Origin of the sequence: Salinimicrobium soli (assembly GCF_048323655.1) — a bacterium.
Lineage (GTDB): Bacteria > Bacteroidota > Bacteroidia > Flavobacteriales > Flavobacteriaceae > Salinimicrobium > Salinimicrobium soli.
This window is the reverse complement of sequence record NZ_JBLUWW010000003.1, coordinates 129,077-151,937: the sequence shown is the minus strand read 5'-3', so window position 1 is coordinate 151,937 and position 22,861 is coordinate 129,077. Positions and strand designations below refer to the sequence as shown.

Genomic DNA, 22,861 nt, shown 5'->3' with positions numbered 1-22,861 from the left:
GGTCGGGATACCCCAGCTTTATTAGTATCTATTCCCAATGAGTTTGAACTACATCATTTGGTTTTATTATCTTCAATAAAAATCCATTTTTGAAAAAAATAATTTCTTACCTCCTTCTTGCCTGCGTCCTTATTGTAGTTGTCATTGGCAGCGTCAAAGCCTGGGGTATCTTCGAAAGCAAGTTTCCAAATTTTTTTGTGAGTAACAAGATCGAAAAAGAGGTGAAGCAGGAAGTACTGGCAGTCTATGACCCCGGGGGTGGAATTCCCGTAGTACCTCAACATTACCGGCTTCAAATAAAAAGTTATTCGGACTGGCAGCTAGATAAGAACGAATTAAAAGATGCGCCTGCAGAACAACCCGTTCTGCTCACAGTGGAGATCTGGGGCCATAGAGTTCTCGACAGTATTGCTGGAGGCAATTATAATGAGGAATTGGTCGCGATGCTCAAACCTCTTGCTCACCGCCAAGACTTGTTATTACGTTTTAATCCGGAAATGGAGATCCCGCAGAACGATAACGCCTGGAGCAATTGGGGAGAGATCTACAACCATGCATTTTTAAAGTTTTCTGAAACCGCCCGAAGGATCCTCCCTGAAGCAAAAATTGTCTGGGGACCGGCAGGAGCTTTAGGCAATATGGAATATTTCCCCGGAAAAGACAATTTTGAAGTGGCCAGTATAAGTCTCGATAAGAAAGATAAAACCGATCTTTTCCTGGAAAACAAAGAACTGTCAGAATTACTGGAACGAAAGCTTTCCAGGATGCGTTTTTTGGATACTCCGATAATTATTCTTGGTCAGAGAAGGGCTTCCCAAGCAGTCAAAAATGAAGTATTTGAAGAGGCCTTCAGAAAGTATGAGGAAGTAAAAAGATTCACGAACCTCGACGATCTTCAGCCAAAGGCAAAAATCGAAAGGAAAACTACGCCGGGAATTGGTCTTTACGATCCTCAAAAGCTACTGGTAAATAATGACGCCGTCTCGATCGAACATATTTTTATAGGATTAGATGACATTCAGGACGGATCCTTTAAAAAGCAATTTTTGGATATCCTTTCCAGGAAGCATGATGTAATAATAACCGTTGAGCCGGTAAATTTGAAAGACAATCCTGTTGAACCCAATGTTCTAAAAGGAATAATTAACGGAAATTTTGATGAGCTGCTTCAGAAATTTTACCAGCTTATACCTGAAGATGGCCCTGTAGTATATCTTCGTTTTGCTCACGAAATGGAGGTCCCGGTGGATCGCTATCCGTGGCAAAAACAGGATCCTTCCCTCTACATTAAAGCCTTCCGGTATTTTATGAAATTTCCGGGAAGTGAGAAGTCCAATATCAAAAAAGTATGGGCTCCGGCCGGAGATCGTGGTTCGGTGGAATGGTGGCCAGGGAGTGATGTAGTGGACTTTATCAGCATGTCCATTTACGGCCTACCCGATAAAAATATTACCGATTACAAAGAACAGGACTCCTTCGGAAAGATCTACCTGAGAAAAAGAAGAAGACTTGACCTTTTTGGGAAGCCTTTTCTAATAGCGGAGTTTGGAGTAACCGGCCATGAGGAATACCAAAAACGGTGGATGCTCGATGCCGCCGAAGTTATCAATAAGCATAAGGAGATCTTTGGTGTCAACTACTTTAATTACCAGGACCTACCCAATGCCTGGGGTGAGATCGAACCTCCGGACTGGAGCATTAAAAAAGAGGTTTTCGAAGAATTTACCGGAGCCGTTAGCAACCAACCATAAAAAAACCCCGGCTTTTACCGGGGCTTTGTATTTAGTTCCTTAAAGATTACAATTTCTTCGGATTCTTTACTTTCTCTTTTAGAATAGCTATATCAATCACTTCTTTCATTTCCTTCACATAATGGAAAGTAAGACCTTTGAGATAGTCCGGCTTGATCTCCTCAATATCTTTTCGGTTCTCTTCGCAAAGAATGATCTCGGTAATATGCGCTCTCTTTGCGGCAAGGATCTTCTCTTTGATTCCACCAACGGGAAGGACTTTTCCACGCAGCGTGATCTCCCCGGTCATGGCCAGGCTCTTCTTCACTTTGCGCTGAGTGTACAGAGAAACCAGAGATGTGAGCATGGTAATACCGGCACTTGGTCCATCTTTAGGAGTTGCTCCTTCAGGCACGTGAATGTGAACATTGTATTTCTCGATCACCTCGGGATCAATTCCAAGTTCTTCCGCGTTTCCTTTGATATATTCCAGGGCAATAGTAGCAGATTCCTTCATTACCTTCCCAAGGTTCCCGGTAATGTTCAACGCTCCTTTTCCTTTTGACAGGATAGACTCTATAAATAAGATATCACCACCAACCTGGGTCCAGGCAAGTCCTGTCACTACTCCTGCAGTTTCATTATCTTCATACTTATCTCGCTCCATTTTTGGACTTCCCAGCACTTCCTCAATGTCAGCATCAGTTATTTTTACATTGTATTCAGTCTCCATCGCAATATTCTTGGCCGCAAAACGCACCATTTTCGCGATCTTCTTTTCAAGACTTCTTACCCCCGATTCCCGGGTATAACCTTCTACGATCTTCTCAAGTTGTTTCTTGCCTATCTTCAGGTTTTCTTTAGTAAGACCGTGTTCTTTCAATTGCTTCGGAAGCAAATGCTGCTTGGCAATTTCTACCTTCTCTTCAATAGTATACCCTGTTACATTGATCATTTCCATACGGTCACGCAGGGCAGGTTGTATGTTGGAAAGATTATTAGCCGTAGCAATGAACATCACTTTTGAAAGATCGAACGGCATCTCCAGGAAGTTATCGTGGAATTCACTGTTCTGTTCTGGATCCAATACCTCCAGCAAAGCTGAAGATGGATCACCGCTGTGGCCAACACTCAATTTATCAACCTCATCCAGCACGAACACAGGGTTACTGGTTCCTGCCTTTCTCAAACTCTGAATAATTCTACCCGGCATAGCACCAATGTAGGTCTTTCTGTGTCCGCGTATTTCAGCTTCATCTCTCAAGCCTCCAAGCGACACTCTCACGTATTCACGTCCAAGCGCTTCAGCAATTGATTTACCAAGGCTGGTCTTACCTACTCCAGGAGGTCCGTAAAGACACAGAATAGGTGATTTCATATCATTCCTGATCTTTAAAACAGCCAGGTACTCAATGATTCGCTCCTTCACATCTTCAAGGCCGTAGTGGTCCCTGTCAAGAATGCGCTGAGCTCTCTTAAGATCGAATTTATCTTTACTGAATTCATTCCATGGCAATTCAAGGAAAAGATCCAGGTAATTGCGCTGAATGGAATATTCAGCAACCTGCGGATTCATACGCTGCATTTTCGCAAGCTCCTTCTCAAAATGCTTCTGGATATTTTTCGGCCACTTTTTCTTTTTAGCACGGGCCCTCATTTCTTCAAGCTCCCCTTCATGAGAAACACCACCCAACTCTTCCTGGATGGTCTTCATTTGCTGTTGCAGGAAGTACTCCCGCTGCTGCTGGCTCATGTCACTTTGTACCTTTGACTGGATGTCATTGCGCAATTCCAGTTTTTGGTATTCCATGTTCATGAACTTGAGTGTGGAAAGGGCACGCTCTTTAAGATCATTTGTCTCCAGTAATTTCTGCTTTTCTGCAACAGAAAGGTTCATGTTTGAAGACACGAAATTGATGAGGAAGGAAGGACTCTCAATATTCTGAATGGCAAAAGAAGCTTCTGTCGGAATATTTGGACTGTTCTTGATGATCTGTAGCGCAAGCTCCTTAATAGAGTCGATAATTGCAGAAAATTCCTCATTATCCTGGGCAGGACGAGCTTCGGGTACTTCTGTGATCTTTGCCTTCATGTAAGGCTTTTCAGAAATGATCTCCGAAACCTCGAATCTCTTCTTACCCTGAATGATCACCGTAGTGTTTCCATCAGGCATCTTCAACACCCTCAGGATACGGGCTACCACTCCTATTTTATTAATGTCTTTAGCAGTAGGGTTCTCAACTTTTTCATCCTTTTGAGAAACCACTCCAATTACTTTATTGCCATTATTGGCTTCATTAATAAGCTTTATAGAAGTGTCCCTTCCGGCAGTAATAGGTATTACAACTCCGGGGAACAGTACAGTATTGCGTAGCGGCAGGATGGGAAGCACCTCGGGGAGGTCTTCCTTATTTATTTCTTCTTCATCTTCAGGAGTCATTAAGGGAATTAATTCTGCATCCTCATCGATTCCCTGTAATGACAGACTGTCAAGATTTGTAAATTTTGTTCTGGCCATATCTATAATTAAGTCAAACTGTCATTGCAGTTATTATTTTCTATTTATCAGGTTATGCTTTTATACCTTTACAATTGCTGTATAACAGGCGGTTAAGGCAGATAACTCCTGCATTATTTCAATTGTTATGCCAACGATTTAAAAAATTTTAAAGAAAATTCTCCAAAACTGTAACAATCGGGTTTCAAACCTATCTTTATTATAAAGCTTGATATTTTGACACTAACCACACAACATATTGATGAGCTTTTGGATAAATGCCGTCGTGGAGACGGCCGAGCCCAAATGGAAATTTACAATAAATACAGCAAAGCTATGTATAACACTGCTTTACGTATTGTAAAACATTCTGCGGAAGCTGAAGACATCATACAGGAGTGCTTTTTAAAAGCCTTTGATAAACTGGATACATACGAAGGGACTTCCACTTTTGGAGCCTGGCTCAAAAAGATCGTTGTGAACTACAGTATCAATGTTTACAACAAGAATGTAAAATACCAGGAGGTGTCCTACAACGATCAGTTCAGGAATGCAGCTGATGAAGGTACAGGGATCACTTCCGAAGAGGAAGAAGGAAATCCGAAGGTGAAAATGATCCTGAAGACGCTGGATTCCTTAAAAGAAAATTACAGGGTTGCCCTCACCCTGCATTTGATCGAGGGATATGATTATGAAGAAATTTGCGAAATACTCAATATTTCCTACGCTAACTGTAGAACAACCATTTCGCGGGCCAAAGAAAGCCTTCGGAATAAATTGATGAGCTATGAAAACTGATAATTTAAAAGACCTTTTTGACGGACTGGACTTTGACGTTGCCGAACCGGCAGCGGGACATGAAGGGCGGTTTCGTGATAAGCTGAAAGAGCACAAAAAGGAAAAGACAAATCATTCAGGAGTTATTTCTCTATGGCTCCCCATTATGTCTGTGGCTGCCAGTTTGCTGGTCGCATTCCTTCTCTTCCAGGGTCTGGGCAATCCATTCTCCTCAGAACAGGAACTGGCAAATGTCTCACCAGAGATGAAGCAGACCCAGAACTTTTATGCCTCTGTCATTAAAACTGAGTTGGAGAACCTGGAAGAAATGAAGACTCCGGAGACTGAAGCGGTTATAAACGATGCGCTTCAACAGCTGGACATCCTGGAAAAGGATTATGAAAAACTAAAAAAAGACCTCAATAAAAGCGGTCAGGATCAACGGGTGATCTACGCTATGATCACCAATTTCCAAAAACGAATAGATCTATTAAAATCAGTCCTCGAAAAAGTAAACACAATCAAAACCCTAAAAAACACACCCCATGAAAACAATATTATATAAGGTACTATTTGCACTCGTCCTGGTGCCGGCAATTAGCTGTGCAAACAATGGGTATAAAGGAAAATATACCAAACAGAAAAAACTCAAAAAAGAGTATACTGTTTCTGCTAAGGATCTTCTAAAGATCGATAACAGCTATGGAAATGTCGATGTCACTACCTGGGACCAAAACCGGGTTGTCATTGAAGTATTCATTGAGACCAACGGAAACAATGAAGAGAAAGTGGAAGAACGCCTAAAGGAGATCGATGTAAGATTTCAGCAATCAAATGGAACCGTTAGCGCCAGAACCCTTTTTGAGAAGGAAAATAATTCCTTCTGGAACAGCCTTTTTGGAGGAAGCAGTAATGTAAATATGGAGATCAACTATAGAGTTAAAGCTCCTGTGACCAACAATGTAGATCTAAGCAATGATTACGGAAGCATTAACCTGGACAGGCTTGAGGGTAACGCCAAAATTTCCTGTGACTATGGAAGAATAATGGTGGGCGAACTGCTTGGAGATGACAATATGCTTAGCTTCGACTACACCAGGAACAGTTCCATCCATTATGTGAAAAGAGCTAAGATCAGTGCAGACTATTCTGAATTCAGCATTGATGAGGCTGGAACGGTTAACCTGAATGCCGACTATACGGATTCCTATTTTGAGAAAGTGGAAAACCTGGGCTTTAGCTGTGACTATGGTTCTCTAAAAGTTGAAAAACTGAGGAATATTAAAGGAAGTGGAGATTACCTGGGAGTAAAACTGGGATTGATCTACGGTAGTGCAAACCTGGGAATGGACTATGGTTCCCTCGCTATCGAAAAATTGATGGGCAGTCTTAAAGAACTGGACCTAAGTACAGATTATACCTCAGTGAAAATAGGGTATGACAGGGATGCACCTTTTAGTTTTGAAGTAAGAACTTCGTACGGAGGAATCAAGGGATTGGATAATTCCGGATTTACACTGAATAAAAAAAATCAGTCTTCTACAGACAGGCATTATGAAGGCTACTACAAATCAGCAAACGCTGGTGGAAAAGTAAGAATAAATTCCAGCTACGGTAGCGTTTCTTTTGAAGACTAAACAAACCGATTCATTAATCAGTCAAAAATTTCAAACATGAAAAAATCAATTTTACTACTTGCCCTTCTTGCATTTTCTTATAACTCAGCAAATGCACAATGGTGGCAAGGCAATAAAGAGATCGACGGAAACGGCAAAATGACAAAGGAAACCCGAAACGTGGGCAGTTATGATGAAGTATCTCTTCTTGGATCGATGGACGTGGAACTGGTAGCAGGCAAAGAGGGAAGACTCGAGATTGAAGCCGAAGAAAATCTTCTTGAATATATTGTTACCGAGGTCAAAGGAGATCAATTAAAGATATCTACCAAAAAAGGATATAACCTTGACCCTTCCCGAAACATGAAACTGAAGGTGACTGTTCCTGTAGAAGAGATCAGCTCTGTTTCCCTTGTGGGATCGGGTGACATATACTCTACCAGAACTTTGAAAGCTGAGAATTTTGAAGCCAGCCTTACCGGATCAGGAAATATTAAACTTCCCGTGGAAGCTGCTAACGCCAGGGCTAACGTCACCGGCTCAGGTGATATAGAACTCAAAGGAAGTGCAACAGACTTTCAGTGTAACGTAACCGGATCTGGAGATATTGCAGCTTTTGAGTTCAAGTGTCAGAATGTTAAAGCAACTTTGATCGGTTCCGGAGATATTCAGGTCTATGCTTCCGAAGTATTAAAAGCTACCATTCCCGGTGCAGGAGATATAGAATACAAGGGGAATCCTAAAAAAGAAGATTTTAAAACTATGGGAATTGGTTCTATTTCCAAAAGATAAACTTGTTCCTTTCATTATACGAGACGGCTTTAGGCCGTCTCTTTTTTTGGCTCCAATTTTTCTTTAGGGACTCTGAGTAAAAGGACTACTCCTACTAAGAAAAAGGCCGTTAAAAACAGTATAGAAAACCTGATACTACCAAAGACTTCAGCAACGACCCCGTAAAGAACCATTCCTATCACTATTCCAATTTTTTCAGAAACATCATAAAAACTGAAATAACTGGCGGTATCAAGAGTGTTCTCTGGAAGCATTTTTGAATAGGTAGACCGGGAAAGCGTTTGAATTCCTCCCATCACCAGACCTACTAATCCAGCCGCAATATAGAATTGAACAGGAGTCTTAACGAAAAAGGCATAGACACAGATCATGATCCAAATGATATTCACCATAATGAGGGTCGGAATATTTCCCATGCGTGCAGATAAACGGGAAGTAATAGTCGCTCCGGCCACCGCTACCAGCTGGATAAGGAGAATGCTCACTATTAATCCGGTGGTTGCATCCTGTCCTGACCAATTGACCTCTTCGATCCCGAAATAAGTCGCGATCAACATTACGGTCTGCACCGCCATACTGTAAACAAAAAAGGCTCTGAGGTATTTCTTCAACTGCGGATTGTGTTGCAGGCTTTTCCATATCAGTTTGAGTTCTTTAAAACCGTTGAACATCACATCCCTGGTGAGGGTCTGCTTTTTATTTCCCTTCGGAAGATAATAATAGGTGATCTGGCTGAAACCTATCCACCAGATTCCGGTCAAAACAAATGACAATCGCGTTGGAAAACTTTCACTTTCAAAACCAAACCATTCATAGTTCATGATCATTCCGAGGCAAAGGATCAACAGGATCACACTCCCTATATAGCCCATAGAAAAACCTCGTGCACTCACTTTATCCTGTTGATCAGGAAAAGCGATATCGGGCAGATAAGAATTATAGAAGACCAGGCTGGACCAGAACCCTATAAGGGCCAGAAAGTAGCAAAGGAGTCCAAAAAGAAGGTTTTCAAGATTGAACCAGAAAAGGCCTATACACGACACAGCACCCAGGTAACAGAAAAATTTCAGGAAGTTCTTTTTATTCCCCACGTAATCTGCAATCCCTGATAAAAAAGGACTCATGATCGCCACCACCAGGAAGGCCAGAGCCGTCACATAGCTGATTAACGAATCATTATTAAAATTAAATCCCAGAAGGTAAACAGAATCATCAATAATATCTCCCTGCTCATTTTTCACGATCGTTAGGGCGGCATAAAAGATCGGAAATATGGTAGATGCTATTACGAGGCTGTAAACAGAATTCGCCCAGTCGTAAAAAGCCCAGGCATTCAAAAGCTTTTTGCTTCCTTTTGGGAGGTGTTTCATAAAGGCTGAAATTAAAAGAGCTGCCAATTGGCAGCTCCTAAAGTACAGTTTTTATAAAACTTTCTATGATTGGAAATTGGTCACCCCGAATTTTTTGGCTTCGGCTTTTGCCTGAGGGGCCCATTTTTCAATATTTCTAATTCGCGTATCAGAGGACGGGTGAGTACTCAGAAATTCAGGTGGTGCCTGTCCACCCTGAGCTTTCATTCTTCTCCACAGGTCAGCTGCCACCATAGGATCATAACCTGCAATCGCCATCAACGTTAATCCAATTCTGTCTGCTTCAGACTCATGCCCACGGCTAAAAGGAAGCATCACTCCCACAGTGGTACCCAGACCGTACGCCTGACTGATGATCTGTTGGGTGCTTTCGCTCTTACTTCCCACTGCAGCTCCCACTACGGCGCCACCAACCTGTTGAAGTTGTGCTGCACTCATACGTTGCGCACCGTGATCTGCAAGAGCGTGAGCCACCTCGTGAGCCATAATTGCTGCTACCCCGGGTTCATCCTTTGCAATAGGCATTATTCCGGTATAGAAAGCGATCTTACCTCCGGGCATAGCCCAGGCGTTTACCTGGTCATCCTGTATAAGGTTATACTCCCATTTATAATCGTCAAGATATCCCTGATATCCATTTGCGTCAAGGTAGCGCTCTGCGGCAGTCGCAATTTTGCTTCCTACCTTTTTGATCATTCTTGAATCTTCAGTTCCCGTTACTACCTTATTCTCAGCCATTATCTGGTTGTACTGCTGAAAAGCAGCAGGAAAGATCTGGGAATTGGGGTAAAAATTTAAATTTTTCTCTCCTGTAAAAGGATTGGTCTTACAGGCCACCACTAGGAGAAAAAAACTTACTACTATCGTTATTTGTTTAAGTTTCATAATAATGGTTTTTGTTAAAGTTACTAAATAGGTGCCTCTCCTCTGACGCCTTTAAATTAGGTTTAACAAAATACCTGCCAAAATTGTAAATCCTTTTAAACATGCGGCTTAAAAGCTTGTGGAATTCGTAAATTGCGGTTTTCAATAAGTTATGACCCAGCAAAAAAAAGATAAAACCCCGGTACAGAGGCTATTAGTGCCAAAGTATATTCTCGTCACCGGAAAGATCCTTACCGCACTTTCTCCTTTTCTCGCCAGCCGTTTTGCAGCGAAGCTTTTTCTAACCCCTTTTAAATATGAATTACCGGAGCGTGAGAAAGAAATGGATGAGAAAAGTAAGCAGCACAGAGTCAAAGTGCCTTCCATAAATCGGGAGATCGTGGTTTACGAGTATGGTGATTCCCCTAAAAAGATCCTGCTGGCCCACGGCTGGAGCGGCAGGGGTACTCAAATGTCGGTCATGGCAGAGGAACTGGTAAAGAACGGGTATAGCGTGGTAAGTTTTGATGCTCCGGCGCATGGCAAAGCCCCGGGAAAAATGAGCATGATGCCATTTTTCATTGACTCCATTCACTATCTGGATAAACATTATGGCCCTTTTACAGCTGCCATAGGCCATTCCCTGGGAGGGATGTCTTCGCTTAGAGCAGTCAAAGAAGGACTACAGATCGACAAACTCGTCATAATCGGAACAGCGAACAGTGTCACCAGGATCACCCGTGAATTCGCCTACAATATGAACATGAACGTCAAAGTTGCTAAGAAGATGAAACACTACTTTGATGAAAAATTTGGCGCTGATATGGACACCTACTCCGGAGCTGTTTCAGCAAAACATGTTAAAATTCCTACATTAATTATCCATGATGAATACGACGTGGATGTACATGTAGGCGCTGCCCACGAGATCCATGAAAGTATGGAAAACAGTGAGATCTTCATTACCAAAGACCTTGGCCACCGCCGTATTCTGGGAGACAACAAAGTAATCCGGAAGATCCTGGATTTTCTTACGGTATAGTTCTTGAGATAACATGGAAAAGCATCATCATGAAAAGATTCCTTTTCCTTGCCGGTATATTTCTTTTCCTAAGCTGCGATAGCACTGCTCAACAGGAAAAGAGGGAATTCCCTGTGACTAAGACGGAAGCTGAATGGAAAGCCGAGCTTTCCCCGGCCGAATTTATGGTGCTGCGAGGCAAGGGCACAGAAAGAGCCTTTAGCAGTGAACTCCTAAAAGTTGAAGAACCCGGGATCTTTATTTGCGCGGCCTGCGGAAACCCATTATACAGAACAAAGGACAAATTTAATAGCGGAACCGGCTGGCCCAGTTTTGACCGGCCAATAGACGAAGATAATGTTGTTTACAGACCCGACCGAACAGGAGGTTTTCCGGCCACCGAAGTGGTTTGCGCAAGATGCGGTGGACATTTAGGACACGTCTTTAATGATGGCCCAAAAGAAACCACCGGGAAAAGACATTGCATCAACGGCGTTGCCCTTGACTTTGCAGCGGGTAACAAGTAGAGAAAGTTTACCAATAGTTTAAGATAAAATAGAGGTCCGTTTTTTTATTTTTAGTTGAAACCAGCAAATGAGAAAGAAATATCCCATAGAATATTCAGAGCAGGAATGGCGTGAAAAGCTTTCAGAAGAGCAGTATCGCGTTCTTCGACAAAAAGGAACGGAAGCTCCCCATTCAGGAAAATACAACCTTCATTTTCAGAATGGAGAGTATCATTGTGCCGCCTGTAACGCCAAACTTTTTGAAAGTGATCAAAAGTTTGAAAGCGGTTGTGGTTGGCCCAGCTTTGATGATGCGATTGAAGGCAGTATCGAATATGTGCAGGACCGCAGCTTTGGAATGTTGCGTACAGAAATATTGTGCGCCAACTGCGGTAGCCACCTGGGACATATCTTTGACGACGGCCCCACCGAAACAGGGCAACGCTATTGCGTAAACTCTGCCAGTATAGAATTTGAACCAAAATCCAAATAGATATGAAAAAAATATTCTACTTACTCACGCTAGTTTCATTCACTCTCGCCTCCTGTTCTGATGAAGGCCCTCCGGGACCTCCAGGTGAACCCGGAGTCAACATTGTAGGCCAGACCTTTGAATTTGAAAATGTAGATTTTAATTACGACGGAGATTTCAATCTTTATAGCTATTTCATTACAATACCTGCCGAAATCGAAGTACTCCCTTCAGACGCTATTCTCGTTTACAGAAGAGAAATATTAGACGGTGCCGAAACCTGGAGCCTTATTCCTCAGAACTTCTTTTTGGATGAGGGAATCATTCAGTACGTGTATAACCACACCGATGCCGATATAGAACTCATCATTGACGGAAATTTTGACCTCAGCACCCTGAGTACAGCCTGGACAGATGATCAATTCTTCAGGTTCATAGTCATTCCTTCAGATTTTGCTTTAGACACCGGAGTTGATGTATCTGACATGAATGCCGTACTTTCGGAACTTGAGAATTAGGCCTTTTTAGCTGTTAATCAAATAACAGCGAACCTAAAACTTTAGAAAAAATCCCTTTTCCCAACCGGAAAAGGGATTTTTTTTGGATTTTCTCTTCTACAAATCAGGTTTCGCTGAATTTAAATCAGTGCATTAGCTACTGATTGCTTTCTGTTTATATTGAAATTCCGTAAATTCGCTGTCTTTAAATCCAGTTACAAAAATTTCCAAATATGAGTAAATACGATATCATTGTTTTAGGAAGTGGCCCGGGAGGTTACGTCACCGCTATCAGGGCTTCCCAGTTAGGTTTTAAGACCGCAATTGTTGAAAAGGAAAACCTTGGAGGCGTTTGTCTTAACTGGGGATGTATCCCAACCAAAGCCCTTCTTAAAAGTGCGCAGGTATTTGACTACCTCAACCATGCTGCAGACTACGGTTTGAAAGTAGAAAAGGCAGAGAAAGATTTCGGAGCTGTCATTAAACGCAGCCGCGGAGTTGCCGACAGTATGAACAAAGGGGTGCAGTTCCTTATGAAAAAGAATAAGATCGATGTGATCGAAGGCTTCGGAAAACTGAAGGCCGGAAAGAAAATCGATGTTACCGATAAAGACAATAAGACAACAGAATATTCAGCAGACCATATCATTATCGCTACCGGGGCGCGCTCCAGAGAATTGCCAAATCTTCCGCAGGACGGTAAGAAGGTAATTGGATACCGCGAGGCGATGACCCTTGAAAAACAACCAAAATCTATGATCGTAGTTGGTTCGGGAGCCATTGGAGTTGAGTTTGCTCATTTCTACAACAGCATGGGAACAGAAGTTACCATCGTGGAATTCCTTCCCAACTTGGTGCCGTTGGAAGACGAAGAGGTTTCAAAACAATTTGAACGCAGCTTTAAGAAAGCCGGCATCAAAGTGATGACCAGCTCTTCTGTAGAAAGCGTTGATACTTCAGGAAAAAGTGTGAAAGCTAAGGTGAAAACCAAAAAAGGGGAAGAGACCCTCGAGGCAGACGTCGTGCTTTCAGCAGTAGGTATCAAGAGTAACCTTGAGAATATCGGACTGGAAGAACTAGGTATCAAGACTGACCGTGATAAGATCCTTGTGAACGATTGGTATCAAACCAACGTGCAGGGAATTTATGCCATCGGGGACGTTGTTCCGGGTCCTGCGCTTGCCCACGTTGCTTCTGCGGAAGGGATCACCTGCGTTGAAAAGATCAAAGGTCTTCATGTAGAGCCGATCGACTACGGAAATATCCCGGGTTGTACGTATGCCACTCCTGAAATTGCTTCTGTTGGAATGACCGAGAAGCAGGCCAAAGAAGCCGGATATGAACTGAAGATCGGGAAATTCCCGTTCTCAGCTTCCGGAAAAGCGAAAGCTGCCGGTACTCCTGACGGATTCGTTAAAGTGATCTTTGATGCGAAGTATGGAGAATGGCTGGGATGCCATATGATTGGCGCCGGAGTGACTGATATGATCGCCGAAGCCGTTCTTGGCCGTAAACTTGAAACTACAGGACATGAGGTTTTGAAAGCGATCCACCCACACCCAACTATGAGTGAGGCTGTGATGGAAGCTGTGGCAGATGCCTATGGAGAAGTGATTCATATCTAATAAGACACCTCAATACTAAAAGACCCTCCAAAAATGCCTTTTTTGGAGGATCTTTCTTTTCCCAGCTCCAAAATTACAGTCCGCTGATGTAACTGCCGTAGATGTCTTTGAACTGCACACCTTCTGCAAATCTGTACTTGTTGAGCTTCTTGTACTCCACCAGACCCCACAGAACGAATTCCTTTAGAAAATAACGATCCTTATCTGCTGTTTTAGGCTGGTATTTATTAATCAGCCTGTCCAGCGCCGGAATGGAATCAAGAGCCTGTTTGTATTCTTCATCTGTAGTCTCATCCAGCAATTCAAATCCGGATTCGGAGAAGAACCACTCAACAATTTCCGCGTATGGATCTTCGTCCCCCTCTTTCGTTAGTTTTTCTATCTTGGGGAACAACTTCGGAAAAAGTGTTTTTACAGCCTCTCCAATAAGTTGCTGTGCCACCGCAGCACTTCCCTCCTGCTCACCTTCGTAAACCAATTCTATCTTTCCGGTAATACTCGGTATCACTCCCAAAAAGTCACCAAACCTCAATAAGGTTTTATCTTCCCCATTTTTTATAGCCCTGCGCTCTGCAGTACTTAAAAGGTTCTCGTAAGCTGTAATACTTAATCTGGCACTTATTCCACTGCGCGCGTCAATGTATTCATTATCCCGGGCTTCAAAACTTATCTGCTCCAGCAGGTCTTTTGCCAGTTCGGGCACGTGAACCATTTCCACCTGTTGTTCATCCAGCTTGGCCTCTTGCTTAGTTATTGCCTTGGCGGTCTCCAGGTTCAGCGGATAATGGGTGAGTATCTGAGAACCTATCCGGTCCTTTAAAGGAGTTACTATACTACCCCTGTTGGTATAATCCTCAGGGTTTGCCGTAAAGACAAACTGCATGTCCAGCGGCAGTCGCAGTTTGAATCCGCGGATCTGGATATCCCCTTCCTGCAGAATATTAAAAAGTGCGACCTGGATGCGCGCCTGCAGATCGGGAAGCTCATTGATTACAAAGATACTGCGGTTGGCCCGGGGGATCATTCCGAAGTGGATCACCCGGTCATCGGCATAGCTCAATTTTAGATTGGCTGCTTTAATGGGATCTACATCTCCAATAATATCGGCTACGGTGACATCGGGTGTGGCGAGTTTCTCGAAAAAACGTTCCTCCCGGTGCACCCAATCAATGGGAGTATCATCTCCTTTTACGGCAATAAGTTCTTTTGCGAACCTGGAGATTGGATGAAAAGGATCATCATTGATCTCAGAACCTTTTACAACAGGCATCCATTCATCCAGCAGGTTGACCATCATCCTGGCAAGGCGTGTCTTGGCCTGCCCCCGCAGTCCCAGCAGGTTAATATTATGCCTTGACAGGATCGCCCGCTCCAGTTCGGGGATCACGGTATTCTCATACCCGTGAATACCTTCAAAAGCAGGTTCATTCTTCCTGATCTTCTCCAGCAGATTCTGCCGAAGTTCTTCTTTGATGCTCTTACTCTGGTAGCCTGATTTTTTTAATCCTCCAAACGTCTTTATATCTTCTCTCTTCATTCTTCTGATTTTATTACTATTCAAAAATGGCATTTTAGCCCTTGATCCTTTTTTTCCTGTTGGTCTCGTAATCTTCGAATATCATTTCTCCCAGACCTTTTAATCCTGTAAAAAATGCTTTCCCCTGGTTGGCCTGGGTGAATTCCCGAACAAACCTTTCCAGATATGGATCCCTCGCGATCATAAAAGTGGTGATGGGAATGTGCAGCTTCCTTGCCTGCCTGGCGGCATTGTAACACTGCTCCACAATAAAGGGGTCCAGTCCCACACTATTCTTATAGTATGTTCCGTCACGCTCTCTAACACAGCTGGGTTTACCATCGGTGATCATAAAGATCTGTTTGTTGGTATTCCTTTTTCTGCGCAGCAGGTCCATGGCTAGTTGCAGGCCGGCCACTGTATTTGTATGATAAGGCCCTACCCTCAAATAAGGCAGGTCGCCAATACTGATGGCCCAGGCGTCATTTCCAAAGACCAGTATATCGAGTGTATCTTTCGGGTACCGCGTTGTAATGAGCTCTGCCAGCGCCATAGCCACTTTTTTGGCCGGGGTTATCCGGTCTTCGCCATACAGTATCATACTATGGCTAATATCGATCATGAGCACCGTGCTCATCTGGCTTTTGTGATGTGTTTCCTCTACAACTAGATCATCTTCGGTCATCCTAAAGTCATCAGCGCCATGGTGGATCTGTGCATTTCTGAGAGATTCGGTCATAGAGATCTTTTCCAGCGGATCCCCGTAATTGAAATTCCGGAATTCTCCCGTATGCTCATCCCCAAGTCCCTGGTGTTTGGTTGAATGACTGCCGGAACGGCTTTTCCGAAGCTTTCCGAAGATCTGGTTCAATGCCTGTTGTCTTATGGCACGTTCGGTCTTGGCAGTAATAGCCATACCTCCATTCCCGTCAGGATCGATCTCCTCGCGGATGTAGCCTTTCTTCTTCAGGTCTTCAATAAAATCGTCTATGCTGTAATTCTCGTCGGTAAGGTTGTACTCCTCATCCAGTTGCCGAAGCCAGTCAATAGCCTCCTCAAAGTCGCCCGAGGTGTGGGTAATCAGTTCCTTGAAGATCTCAAAAAGCTTATCAAAGGGAGTAATATTCTCGTCTTCGTACTTTTTAAAAACAAAACCTCTTCTCACTTCATTCTTCTTTTTCATTTTCTAAAGTTAAGGGATTCGGCACATAAACTAAAGTAAGTTACCGCCGTGAAGGAATAAAGTTATGTTAAGGAACCAGGTTTTTAGCCTTTCTGATGCTTCGGAAGCAGATCACAATACCAGAACCGGGTGTCCCAGGACGGTTGTTTTCCAAGACTTTTCTGCTTTTTGTCCTTTTTGGGAGCTCCGGAAATTTTTTCTGAGACCTCTCCTCTTCGGAAAGCAACCGGTTCCTTAAAATAAGGTCCGTCATAAACGAAACTGTGGTATTCTCCATTTTCTCCTGCAGGATCCACTCCTTCCGGAAGGTCGGCAAGAAAAGTTTCATTTATGATCCTTCCGCAGAAAGATCTGTCCAGGTCTTTTGCATTGACGCTCACTGTGATCGCTTTAAAACCGGCTTTCAGAAAATCGCGCATCAGAGTTTGAGTATCCATCTTCCAGAGCGGAAAAACCGCGGTTAAACCCGCTTTTTTAAGCTGCTCCTCCCGAAATTCCCTCAGATCTTCCAAAAAAATATCCCCGAAAACGCTGTGAGTGAAGCCTTCTGCTTTTAACGAATCCATTTCTCTTTTCATGATCCTGTTATATTCCTCAACCGGAACAAAACCATCCAGAGAAATGAGATGCAACGGAATTCCAACAGCGTTTACTTGCTGCAAAAGCAGCTCCTTCCGCAGGCCGTGCATTGAAACCGTGGAAGAAGTGGCATCTATAGTGGTGACCAGTTTTTCCACAGAAAAGTCGTTTCCCTGTTGCAGCTCAAAAAGGGCAAAAGCCGCATCCTTTCCAGAACTCCAGTTTAAAAAGGCCTTTTTCATACCGGTATTTGATTAGTCATTTTTAGACACCCTTGTTTAGATTAGTAAATGGCACCACTCTTTATTTAAGATTTAAAAAGGAATTTGAACCACTGCCCGAAATTCTTTTGGGCAAGAAAAAAGGAAGAGGGTTTCAAGTTTTTCTTTGAAAGGTCCGTCATACATTCCTTTAATGAACCTCCTTTTACGAAGTCCAACGATTTCCACTTTTCAGGTTCCAGATAAAAGAAATCTTTATAGGTTTTATAGTTCGTTCCATCCACCATTTTCCATTTTTCCAAAAATTCCTGAATGTTAACCTGGTGAGCATGGCCCCAGTTCGAAAGCTTTGTCTTGATTTCATTTTCGCTACGAGACATGCATTCGTGAACGACGATATTGGACACAAAGATTACCCGTTCCCTGGTGTTTCTTCCAACCTTATAATTAGGATAATTAGTCGCAAATTTTTGATTTCTCAGCTTTGACACATACAATAACCCGTCATCTGTGTATTTGTACAGATTCACATAAAAGCCTGCTATTTGAATCTTATTTTTTTCAGGATTAATTAAATAGTGGTTCCTTCTTTTTAACTGCTGAGTAAATTCTTTAAAATTGACAAAATATTCATCACTATCAAGTTGAATTATCCAATTCCCGATTCCCATAGAGTTGGCTAACATCTTTCTTTCTCTGACCTCGTTCTCCATAGGATCCAAACCGGAATCGTAAAAATTGTCTTTATACAATTTGATCTTATTCTCGGTATCAAATTTTTTTAACCATTCAAAAAAATCATTATCAACCTTAAATTTTTCACCTGTCCAGGTTCTAAAGTTCTCGTCAAGGGCAATTGTTATAGCATCGGAATGATCATACACAAAAGGAATAGAGTTTTTCAACAACTTATAATCGTAAGACATTAAAAATCCAACTTGAATTTTACTCATCATATTTCTTTTACCTGTTCAATTTTGACCTCCAAAAATTGGATTGAAATGCCTTAACTGATTTAGGCCTTAAAATAAAAAAAGCGGGAGAAATCTCCCGCTTTTGAATATCTATTTTAAATTCTGTTTATAGTCCGAATTCAACTCCAACATTTACTGAGGAAACTGTTCCCCCATCCATACTGTAATTCTCGAAAGAACCAACAACTCCAACTCCCATGAAGTCAAATCCTAATTTGGGTCTCCATAAGAATCCGCCATCATTGCCGTCGTTCACTCCAATCCCGTAACCAAGATCAAGACCTACAAAAACAGCATCTCCTAAAGAGGCTCTACCTGTGGCGGCTATTGGCAGAAACTGGGCATCAGGATAATCAAATTGAATTCCTCCTTCATCAACCGAATCGCCAAAGTAGTGAGAGTACCCCACCATACCTCCAAATTGGAAGACTCCCATAGGATTGAACATATAGGAAACATGTCCTCCAATGTCAAAATTATGGGTATCAGAAACGTCACCTACAGGCACTCCTCCATGCACTCCAATTCGGAAGCTCTGAGCAGAAGCTGTGGTTAGACCAACTGAAAGTACAAAGACTAATGCAATCAGTAATTTTTTCATAATCAAAAGTTTAGGTTGTTAATAGATTAAAACTAAAAAAAAATACTTGAACTCTTACTTAAACGCCAGTATATCGGACAAAATTGTCGCTATTATCGACGAAAAGCACATTTTTATAGTTAAAGTTCTGTTATTTTGAATAAAAAAGAAGCAATCTATCTCAGTTTCAGGAGGATTTTATAAAAATCAGGGATTACAGGAAACTAGAAAGTGCGAGTTCATAACCTTTAAGTCCGAAGCCCAGAATAACGCCCTTTGCATGTGGAGCAATGAACGAATTATGACGAAATTCTTCCCGGGCCGTGACATTGGAAATATGAACTTCCACAACCGGAGTGTTGATAGCTTTAACGGCATCACCAATTCCTATAGAAGTATGGGTGTATGCGGCGGCATTAAGGATGATTCCATCTACCTTCCGCTCTGCCCACTGTAGCTTATCGACCAATTCTCCTTCTATGTTCGACTGGAAGTAAGAAATTTCAACATCTTTGAATTTTTCCCGAAGCTTAGAAAGATAGTCTTCAAAGCTCGAGTTTCCATAAGTGTCCGGTTCTCTCTTTCCAAGAAGATTTAAGTTTGGACCGTTGATGATGAGTATTTTCATAAGGATAAAGATATTCAAAAAAGCAGGAAAAATCCTGCTTTTTTGAATAACCGTCTTCTTCTATAGTTTTAGTTCCACCCCGAGATTCAAAGAAGACAGGGTGTAATTGTCATCTGTAATTCCTGAATACGACACCAGGATCGCAAACTTGAAAAAGTTATAGCCAATTTGAGGGCGGTAGTAGAAACCACCATCGACATTGTCATCAAGGCCAAAAGCATACCCCAGGTCTACTCCCACGAAGAACAGCTGCGGCAGACTTACCCGCCCGGAAGCTGCCACCGGAATGAATTGCAGGTCATCATAACCATCTTCTCCAAAGAACTGCGAAAAACCTATCAGAGGTCCTACTTCAAGGATACCGATGGGGTCAAAGATATAAGCAATGTCACCTCCCAGTTCAAAGCTGCTTATATCATCTGCATCTCCTAACGGAGCACCACCATGTATCCCCAGTTTAATGTCACTCTGGGCAATAGAATAAGTCATTCCCAGAAAGATAAACAGTACTGTAAAAAGTAATTTTTTCATCATACCTTTCTTTTAAAATTAAACGTAAAAAGGTACAACAAAACACATAAGTCCTTTATTATAAGTTAGTTAAATAAAAAGGTGGAGCCGAAGCTCCACCTTAACATTTCAAAATTCGCGGCTACTAGAATTTATAACCTACAGAAAGTTGAAATACGTTATTCCTGATATCTGAATCTGTATACACATCGCTGAAGCCCATGGTATATCTTCCCTGGAAGAAGACTCCAACAGGTAGATCGTAGCCTACGCCTACTGCTCCTCCAAATTCGAAGGATTCGGTCTCATCCTCCACGCCTATGGTTATACTGTCAGAACCGTCGCTGAATTCCATTTCAGATTTGGTGTTGAAGGATAACTGCGGTCCTGCCTGCAGGGAAAACCCCTGTGCCACATAATACTTAAGCATTATGGGGATCTCGATATAATCAAGCTTCACGTCAATTTCTCCACTCATATCGTCTCCAAATTCATCTTCAAAGAAAAAATCAGAGTTTTTCGCACCCCTGGTAGAATACAATACTTCCGGCTGCACAGAGAACCGGCTGGAGAAAGCTATTTCAGCAATTACTCCAAGGTGAAATCCTGTTTTCCCATCAAATTCAGCATCGTCAGCATCATCTCCAGAGAAGGAAGCGAAATTGACACCTGCTTTAGCCCCGAAGTTAACCTCCTGAGCCTGCGCTCCTGTTACCATTCCAAAGGCAACAATAGCAAAAACTAAAAGTTTTTTCATTAATTGATCAATGTTTAAGTTAGACCATCAAATTTATATAATTTTAATACTCACAAAACGTTAAATTTTATAAACCTGCAAAAATTTTATTGATTTTATAGGTTGATAATTTCTATTTATCAAAAAATGCCATTATAAATTCAACTTCTTGCAGCTTGCTTTTCTAATTATCGGTTTATATTTAGGCAATGGAATGGTCAAAAGCACTGGAACAATACCGGCAGTATCTCAAGATCGAACGCGGCTTGAGTGACAATACCATCACCAACTATTCTTTTGACGTTCAAAAACTCATTTTACATCTGGAAGAAAATGAGATCGCCTCCTCCCCTTTGACAATTACTGAGGAGGAAGTGCAGCATTTTGTATATTCCCTCGCGAAAAAAGTGAACGCCCGATCCCAGTCGAGAATAATTTCGGGACTAAAAGGTTTTTTTAACTTCCTGGTATTTGAAGATTACCGGAAACAAAATCCGCTGGACCTGGTTGAGTCGCCAAGGACCGGACGAAAATTACCGGACACCCTTTCTACCGAAGAGATCGATTCGCTTATCGCGGCAATTGATCTTAGTACAGCCGAAGGAGAACGCAACCGGGCAATACTGGAAACGCTATACGGCTGCGGACTTCGGGTTTCGGAAGTTACCGATCTTCGCCTCTCAGACCTGTTCTTTAAAGAAGGTTTCATCAGGGTGACTGGGAAAGGCAGCAAGCAGCGATTCGTTCCCATTGCAAAGGCTACTCAAAAATACATTGACCTTTACCGGGAACAGGTCCGTTCTCATATAGACATCCAAAAAGGGCATGAAGACACCTTATTTCTGAACAGAAGAGGTAAAAAACTTACCCGCGCCATGATCTTTACCATCATCAAGAGGTTATGCGTAAAAACAGGAATGGAAAAAAAGGTGAGTCCCCACACCTTTAGGCATTCTTTCGCCACACACCTGTTGGAGAACGGAGCCGATCTGCGGGCAATCCAGCAGATGCTTGGACACGAGAGCATTACCACCACAGAGATCTATGTACACCTGGACCGCACGCACCTAAGGCAGGTAATTGAGAGCTTTCACCCCCGCCGCTAACTATTAAATTTCTGCTAAATTCCTCCTTAAGTTTTTGAAACGGCCCAATCCTTCTTAATTTCAGCAGAAACCAACATAAATAATGAAAACTTTAAAATTCAGGAACAATGATGAAATGCCGGCTATTGGGCTCGGCACCTGGAAATCTGACAAAGGTAAAGTAGAAGAAGCGGTAAAGATCGCCCTTAATGCAGGCTACCGGCATGTAGACTGTGCCGCCACTTATGGAAATGAGCCCGAAATTGGAAATGCTTTTTCCGAGGTCTTCAAAAACGGTAAAATAAAACGGGAAGAAGTGTGGGTGACCTCCAAGTTATGGAATGATTCTCACAGGAAGGAAGAGGTGATCCCGGCTCTAAAACAGACACTGAAAGATCTTCAGCTGGATTATCTTGATCTCTACCTCATGCACTGGCCTGTTGCCTTCAAACACGGCGTAGGTTTTCCTTCGGGAGACGATGATTATCTTTCTCTGGAAGAGGTTCCGATCATTGAGACCTGGAATGCCATGCTGGAAGCCAAAAAACAGGGGCTGGTAAAACATATTGGTGTATCCAACTTCAGTGAAAAAAAACTGAAGGACCTCATGAAGGAATCTGATGAAGTCCCGGAAATGAACCAGATAGAATTGCATCCATTCCTGCAACAACCTGAGATGCTGGAATATTGTAAGGAGAACAATATTCACGTCACCGCTTATTCCCCTCTTGGAAGCGGGGATCGCGTATCATCCATGAAAGCAGATAATGAACCTTCGCTTTTAGAAGATCCGGTTATCAAAAAAATTGCGGATAAACACAATGCGGCACCCGCACAGATCCTTATAAAATGGGCGGTAATGAGAGATACTGCCGTGATCCCGAAATCAACCAGTAAAAACCACATTGTTTCAAACCTGGAAAGCGAAAAGATCGATCTGGACGCAGATGACCTTAAGGAAATCGCAAAATTAGACCGACACTTCAGGTATGTGACCGGAGAGTTCTTTGTAACCCCGGGTAACCCTTATGAAAATATATATGATGAATAGACAAAATTTGCTCCCTTTAGTTTTAGTAACG

23 protein-coding genes are annotated in these 22,861 nt (G+C 42.5%); 12 read left to right on the top strand and 11 right to left on the bottom strand.

Going from position 1 to position 22,861, the window contains the following annotated elements:
- The first annotated feature begins 89 nt into the window (after positions 1 to 89).
- On the top strand, positions 90 to 1,751 hold the full coding sequence (locus ACNORC_RS10175) for a glycoside hydrolase family 26 protein (RefSeq protein ID WP_418335532.1): 1,662 nt from the start codon (positions 90 to 92) through the stop codon (positions 1,749 to 1,751).
- A 46-nt stretch (positions 1,752 to 1,797) separates the two neighbouring features.
- Here ACNORC_RS10175 and lon read toward each other — a convergent pair whose 3' ends face one another.
- The gene (gene lon / locus ACNORC_RS10170) at positions 1,798 to 4,248 is read right to left on the bottom strand and encodes an endopeptidase La (protein ID WP_418335531.1); all 2,451 of its coding nucleotides are present in this window, start codon (positions 4,246 to 4,248) and stop codon (positions 1,798 to 1,800) included.
- A gap of 216 nt (positions 4,249 to 4,464) precedes the next feature.
- On the opposite strand from lon, the gene ACNORC_RS10165 reads away from it, so the two are divergent.
- The 4 genes from ACNORC_RS10165 to ACNORC_RS10150 are packed head-to-tail and all read left to right on the top strand — an operon-like array spanning position 4,465 to position 7,412.
- Positions 4,465 to 5,025, top strand: coding sequence for an RNA polymerase sigma factor (locus tag ACNORC_RS10165; protein ID WP_418335530.1), 561 nt, complete (start codon positions 4,465 to 4,467; stop codon positions 5,023 to 5,025).
- Complete coding sequence (locus ACNORC_RS10160; protein WP_418335529.1) at positions 5,015 to 5,569, top strand: DUF4179 domain-containing protein; 555 nt, start codon at positions 5,015 to 5,017, stop codon at positions 5,567 to 5,569. Before ACNORC_RS10165 ends, ACNORC_RS10160 begins: the two co-directional genes overlap by 11 nt.
- Positions 5,550 to 6,641, top strand: coding sequence for a DUF4097 family beta strand repeat-containing protein (locus ACNORC_RS10155; RefSeq protein ID WP_418335528.1), 1,092 nt, complete (start codon positions 5,550 to 5,552; stop codon positions 6,639 to 6,641). Before ACNORC_RS10160 ends, ACNORC_RS10155 begins: the two co-directional genes overlap by 20 nt.
- 36 nt (positions 6,642 to 6,677) lie before the next feature.
- Entirely contained in the window at positions 6,678 to 7,412 is a 735-nt protein-coding gene (locus tag ACNORC_RS10150) for a head GIN domain-containing protein (RefSeq protein WP_418335527.1), read from the top strand.
- Between the two features lie 29 nt (positions 7,413 to 7,441).
- On the opposite strand, the gene ACNORC_RS10145 is transcribed toward ACNORC_RS10150, so the two are convergent.
- Positions 7,442 to 8,782, bottom strand: coding sequence for an MFS transporter (locus ACNORC_RS10145; protein WP_418335526.1), 1,341 nt, complete (start codon positions 8,780 to 8,782; stop codon positions 7,442 to 7,444).
- Between the two features lie 63 nt (positions 8,783 to 8,845).
- Positions 8,846 to 9,667 carry a M48 family metallopeptidase gene (locus ACNORC_RS10140; RefSeq protein ID WP_418335525.1) on the bottom strand — a complete coding sequence of 274 codons (822 nt, stop codon included), beginning with the start codon at positions 9,665 to 9,667 and terminating at the stop codon, positions 8,846 to 8,848.
- Between the two features lie 151 nt (positions 9,668 to 9,818).
- Here ACNORC_RS10140 and ACNORC_RS10135 point away from each other — a divergent pair, with 151 nt between their 5' ends.
- The 5 genes from ACNORC_RS10135 to lpdA all read left to right on the top strand — a co-directional run bounded on the left by ACNORC_RS10135 (position 9,819) and on the right by lpdA (position 13,767).
- Positions 9,819 to 10,688 carry an alpha/beta hydrolase gene (locus ACNORC_RS10135; protein ID WP_418335524.1) on the top strand — a complete coding sequence of 290 codons (870 nt, stop codon included), beginning with the start codon at positions 9,819 to 9,821 and terminating at the stop codon, positions 10,686 to 10,688.
- A 29-nt stretch (positions 10,689 to 10,717) separates the two neighbouring features.
- Positions 10,718 to 11,194 (top strand): peptide-methionine (R)-S-oxide reductase MsrB, encoded by a 477-nt coding sequence (gene msrB, locus ACNORC_RS10130; protein WP_418335523.1) that lies wholly within the window; start codon positions 10,718 to 10,720, stop codon positions 11,192 to 11,194.
- A gap of 67 nt (positions 11,195 to 11,261) precedes the next feature.
- A complete protein-coding gene (msrB, locus tag ACNORC_RS10125; RefSeq protein ID WP_418335522.1) occupies positions 11,262 to 11,666 on the top strand; it encodes a peptide-methionine (R)-S-oxide reductase MsrB in 405 nt (134 codons plus the stop codon).
- Positions 11,667 to 11,668: 2 nt separating this feature from the next.
- The gene (locus ACNORC_RS10120) at positions 11,669 to 12,163 is read left to right on the top strand and encodes a collagen-like protein (RefSeq protein WP_418335521.1); all 495 of its coding nucleotides are present in this window, start codon (positions 11,669 to 11,671) and stop codon (positions 12,161 to 12,163) included.
- A 212-nt stretch (positions 12,164 to 12,375) separates the two neighbouring features.
- Positions 12,376 to 13,767, top strand: coding sequence for a dihydrolipoyl dehydrogenase (gene lpdA, locus ACNORC_RS10115; RefSeq protein WP_418335520.1), 1,392 nt, complete (start codon positions 12,376 to 12,378; stop codon positions 13,765 to 13,767).
- 73 nt (positions 13,768 to 13,840) lie between these two features.
- On the opposite strand, the gene ACNORC_RS10110 is transcribed toward lpdA, so the two are convergent.
- From ACNORC_RS10110 to ACNORC_RS10075, 8 genes are all read right to left on the bottom strand, one after another.
- The gene (locus tag ACNORC_RS10110) at positions 13,841 to 15,304 is read right to left on the bottom strand and encodes a MoxR family ATPase (protein ID WP_418335519.1); all 1,464 of its coding nucleotides are present in this window, start codon (positions 15,302 to 15,304) and stop codon (positions 13,841 to 13,843) included.
- Between the two features lie 34 nt (positions 15,305 to 15,338).
- Complete coding sequence (locus tag ACNORC_RS10105; protein ID WP_418335518.1) at positions 15,339 to 16,466, bottom strand: vWA domain-containing protein; 1,128 nt, start codon at positions 16,464 to 16,466, stop codon at positions 15,339 to 15,341.
- A gap of 83 nt (positions 16,467 to 16,549) precedes the next feature.
- The gene (locus ACNORC_RS10100; protein WP_418335517.1) at positions 16,550 to 17,287 is read right to left on the bottom strand and encodes a Dph6-related ATP pyrophosphatase; all 738 of its coding nucleotides are present in this window, start codon (positions 17,285 to 17,287) and stop codon (positions 16,550 to 16,552) included.
- Positions 17,288 to 17,352: 65 nt separating this feature from the next.
- Positions 17,353 to 18,219: a hypothetical protein gene (locus ACNORC_RS10095; RefSeq protein ID WP_418335516.1), complete on the bottom strand. Its 867-nt coding sequence runs from the start codon at positions 18,217 to 18,219 to the stop codon at positions 17,353 to 17,355.
- 127 nt (positions 18,220 to 18,346) lie between these two features.
- Positions 18,347 to 18,841, bottom strand: a complete 495-nt coding sequence (locus ACNORC_RS10090; RefSeq protein WP_418335515.1) for a hypothetical protein — start codon at positions 18,839 to 18,841, stop codon at positions 18,347 to 18,349.
- A gap of 193 nt (positions 18,842 to 19,034) precedes the next feature.
- Positions 19,035 to 19,448: a type II 3-dehydroquinate dehydratase gene (aroQ, locus tag ACNORC_RS10085; protein WP_418335514.1), complete on the bottom strand. Its 414-nt coding sequence runs from the start codon at positions 19,446 to 19,448 to the stop codon at positions 19,035 to 19,037.
- Between the two features lie 60 nt (positions 19,449 to 19,508).
- The gene (locus ACNORC_RS10080) at positions 19,509 to 19,982 is read right to left on the bottom strand and encodes a hypothetical protein (RefSeq protein ID WP_418335513.1); all 474 of its coding nucleotides are present in this window, start codon (positions 19,980 to 19,982) and stop codon (positions 19,509 to 19,511) included.
- Positions 19,983 to 20,103: 121 nt separating this feature from the next.
- Positions 20,104 to 20,715 carry a porin family protein gene (locus ACNORC_RS10075; protein ID WP_418335512.1) on the bottom strand — a complete coding sequence of 204 codons (612 nt, stop codon included), beginning with the start codon at positions 20,713 to 20,715 and terminating at the stop codon, positions 20,104 to 20,106.
- A 188-nt stretch (positions 20,716 to 20,903) separates the two neighbouring features.
- Here ACNORC_RS10075 and xerD point away from each other — a divergent pair, with 188 nt between their 5' ends.
- Together xerD and ACNORC_RS10065 are read left to right on the top strand one after the other, a co-directional pair.
- Positions 20,904 to 21,800, top strand: coding sequence for a site-specific tyrosine recombinase XerD (gene xerD / locus ACNORC_RS10070; protein ID WP_418335511.1), 897 nt, complete (start codon positions 20,904 to 20,906; stop codon positions 21,798 to 21,800).
- Positions 21,801 to 21,882: 82 nt separating this feature from the next.
- Positions 21,883 to 22,830, top strand: a complete 948-nt coding sequence (locus tag ACNORC_RS10065; protein ID WP_418335510.1) for an aldo/keto reductase — start codon at positions 21,883 to 21,885, stop codon at positions 22,828 to 22,830.
- The last annotated feature ends 31 nt before the right edge of the window (positions 22,831 to 22,861 follow it).

Coding starts and splice junctions, on each gene's coding strand:
- lon (WP_418335531.1), bottom strand. CDS start 4,248: ATGGCCAGAACAAAATTTACAAATCTTGACAGTCTGTCATTACAGGGA.
- ACNORC_RS10160 (WP_418335529.1), top strand. CDS start 5,015: ATGAAAACTGATAATTTAAAAGACCTTTTTGACGGACTGGACTTTGAC.
- ACNORC_RS10155 (WP_418335528.1), top strand. CDS start 5,550: ATGAAAACAATATTATATAAGGTACTATTTGCACTCGTCCTGGTGCCG.
- ACNORC_RS10150 (WP_418335527.1), top strand. CDS start 6,678: ATGAAAAAATCAATTTTACTACTTGCCCTTCTTGCATTTTCTTATAAC.
- ACNORC_RS10145 (WP_418335526.1), bottom strand. CDS start 8,782: ATGAAACACCTCCCAAAAGGAAGCAAAAAGCTTTTGAATGCCTGGGCT.
- ACNORC_RS10140 (WP_418335525.1), bottom strand. CDS start 9,667: ATGAAACTTAAACAAATAACGATAGTAGTAAGTTTTTTTCTCCTAGTG.
- ACNORC_RS10135 (WP_418335524.1), top strand. CDS start 9,819: ATGACCCAGCAAAAAAAAGATAAAACCCCGGTACAGAGGCTATTAGTG.
- msrB (WP_418335523.1), top strand. CDS start 10,718: ATGAAAAGATTCCTTTTCCTTGCCGGTATATTTCTTTTCCTAAGCTGC.
- msrB (WP_418335522.1), top strand. CDS start 11,262: ATGAGAAAGAAATATCCCATAGAATATTCAGAGCAGGAATGGCGTGAA.
- ACNORC_RS10120 (WP_418335521.1), top strand. CDS start 11,669: ATGAAAAAAATATTCTACTTACTCACGCTAGTTTCATTCACTCTCGCC.
- lpdA (WP_418335520.1), top strand. CDS start 12,376: ATGAGTAAATACGATATCATTGTTTTAGGAAGTGGCCCGGGAGGTTAC.
- ACNORC_RS10110 (WP_418335519.1), bottom strand. CDS start 15,304: ATGAAGAGAGAAGATATAAAGACGTTTGGAGGATTAAAAAAATCAGGC.
- ACNORC_RS10105 (WP_418335518.1), bottom strand. CDS start 16,466: ATGAAAAAGAAGAATGAAGTGAGAAGAGGTTTTGTTTTTAAAAAGTAC.
- ACNORC_RS10100 (WP_418335517.1), bottom strand. CDS start 17,287: ATGAAAAAGGCCTTTTTAAACTGGAGTTCTGGAAAGGATGCGGCTTTT.
- ACNORC_RS10095 (WP_418335516.1), bottom strand. CDS start 18,219: ATGAGTAAAATTCAAGTTGGATTTTTAATGTCTTACGATTATAAGTTG.
- ACNORC_RS10090 (WP_418335515.1), bottom strand. CDS start 18,841: ATGAAAAAATTACTGATTGCATTAGTCTTTGTACTTTCAGTTGGTCTA.
- aroQ (WP_418335514.1), bottom strand. CDS start 19,448: ATGAAAATACTCATCATCAACGGTCCAAACTTAAATCTTCTTGGAAAG.
- ACNORC_RS10080 (WP_418335513.1), bottom strand. CDS start 19,982: ATGATGAAAAAATTACTTTTTACAGTACTGTTTATCTTTCTGGGAATG.
- ACNORC_RS10075 (WP_418335512.1), bottom strand. CDS start 20,715: ATGAAAAAACTTTTAGTTTTTGCTATTGTTGCCTTTGGAATGGTAACA.
- xerD (WP_418335511.1), top strand. CDS start 20,904: ATGGAATGGTCAAAAGCACTGGAACAATACCGGCAGTATCTCAAGATC.
- ACNORC_RS10065 (WP_418335510.1), top strand. CDS start 21,883: ATGAAAACTTTAAAATTCAGGAACAATGATGAAATGCCGGCTATTGGG.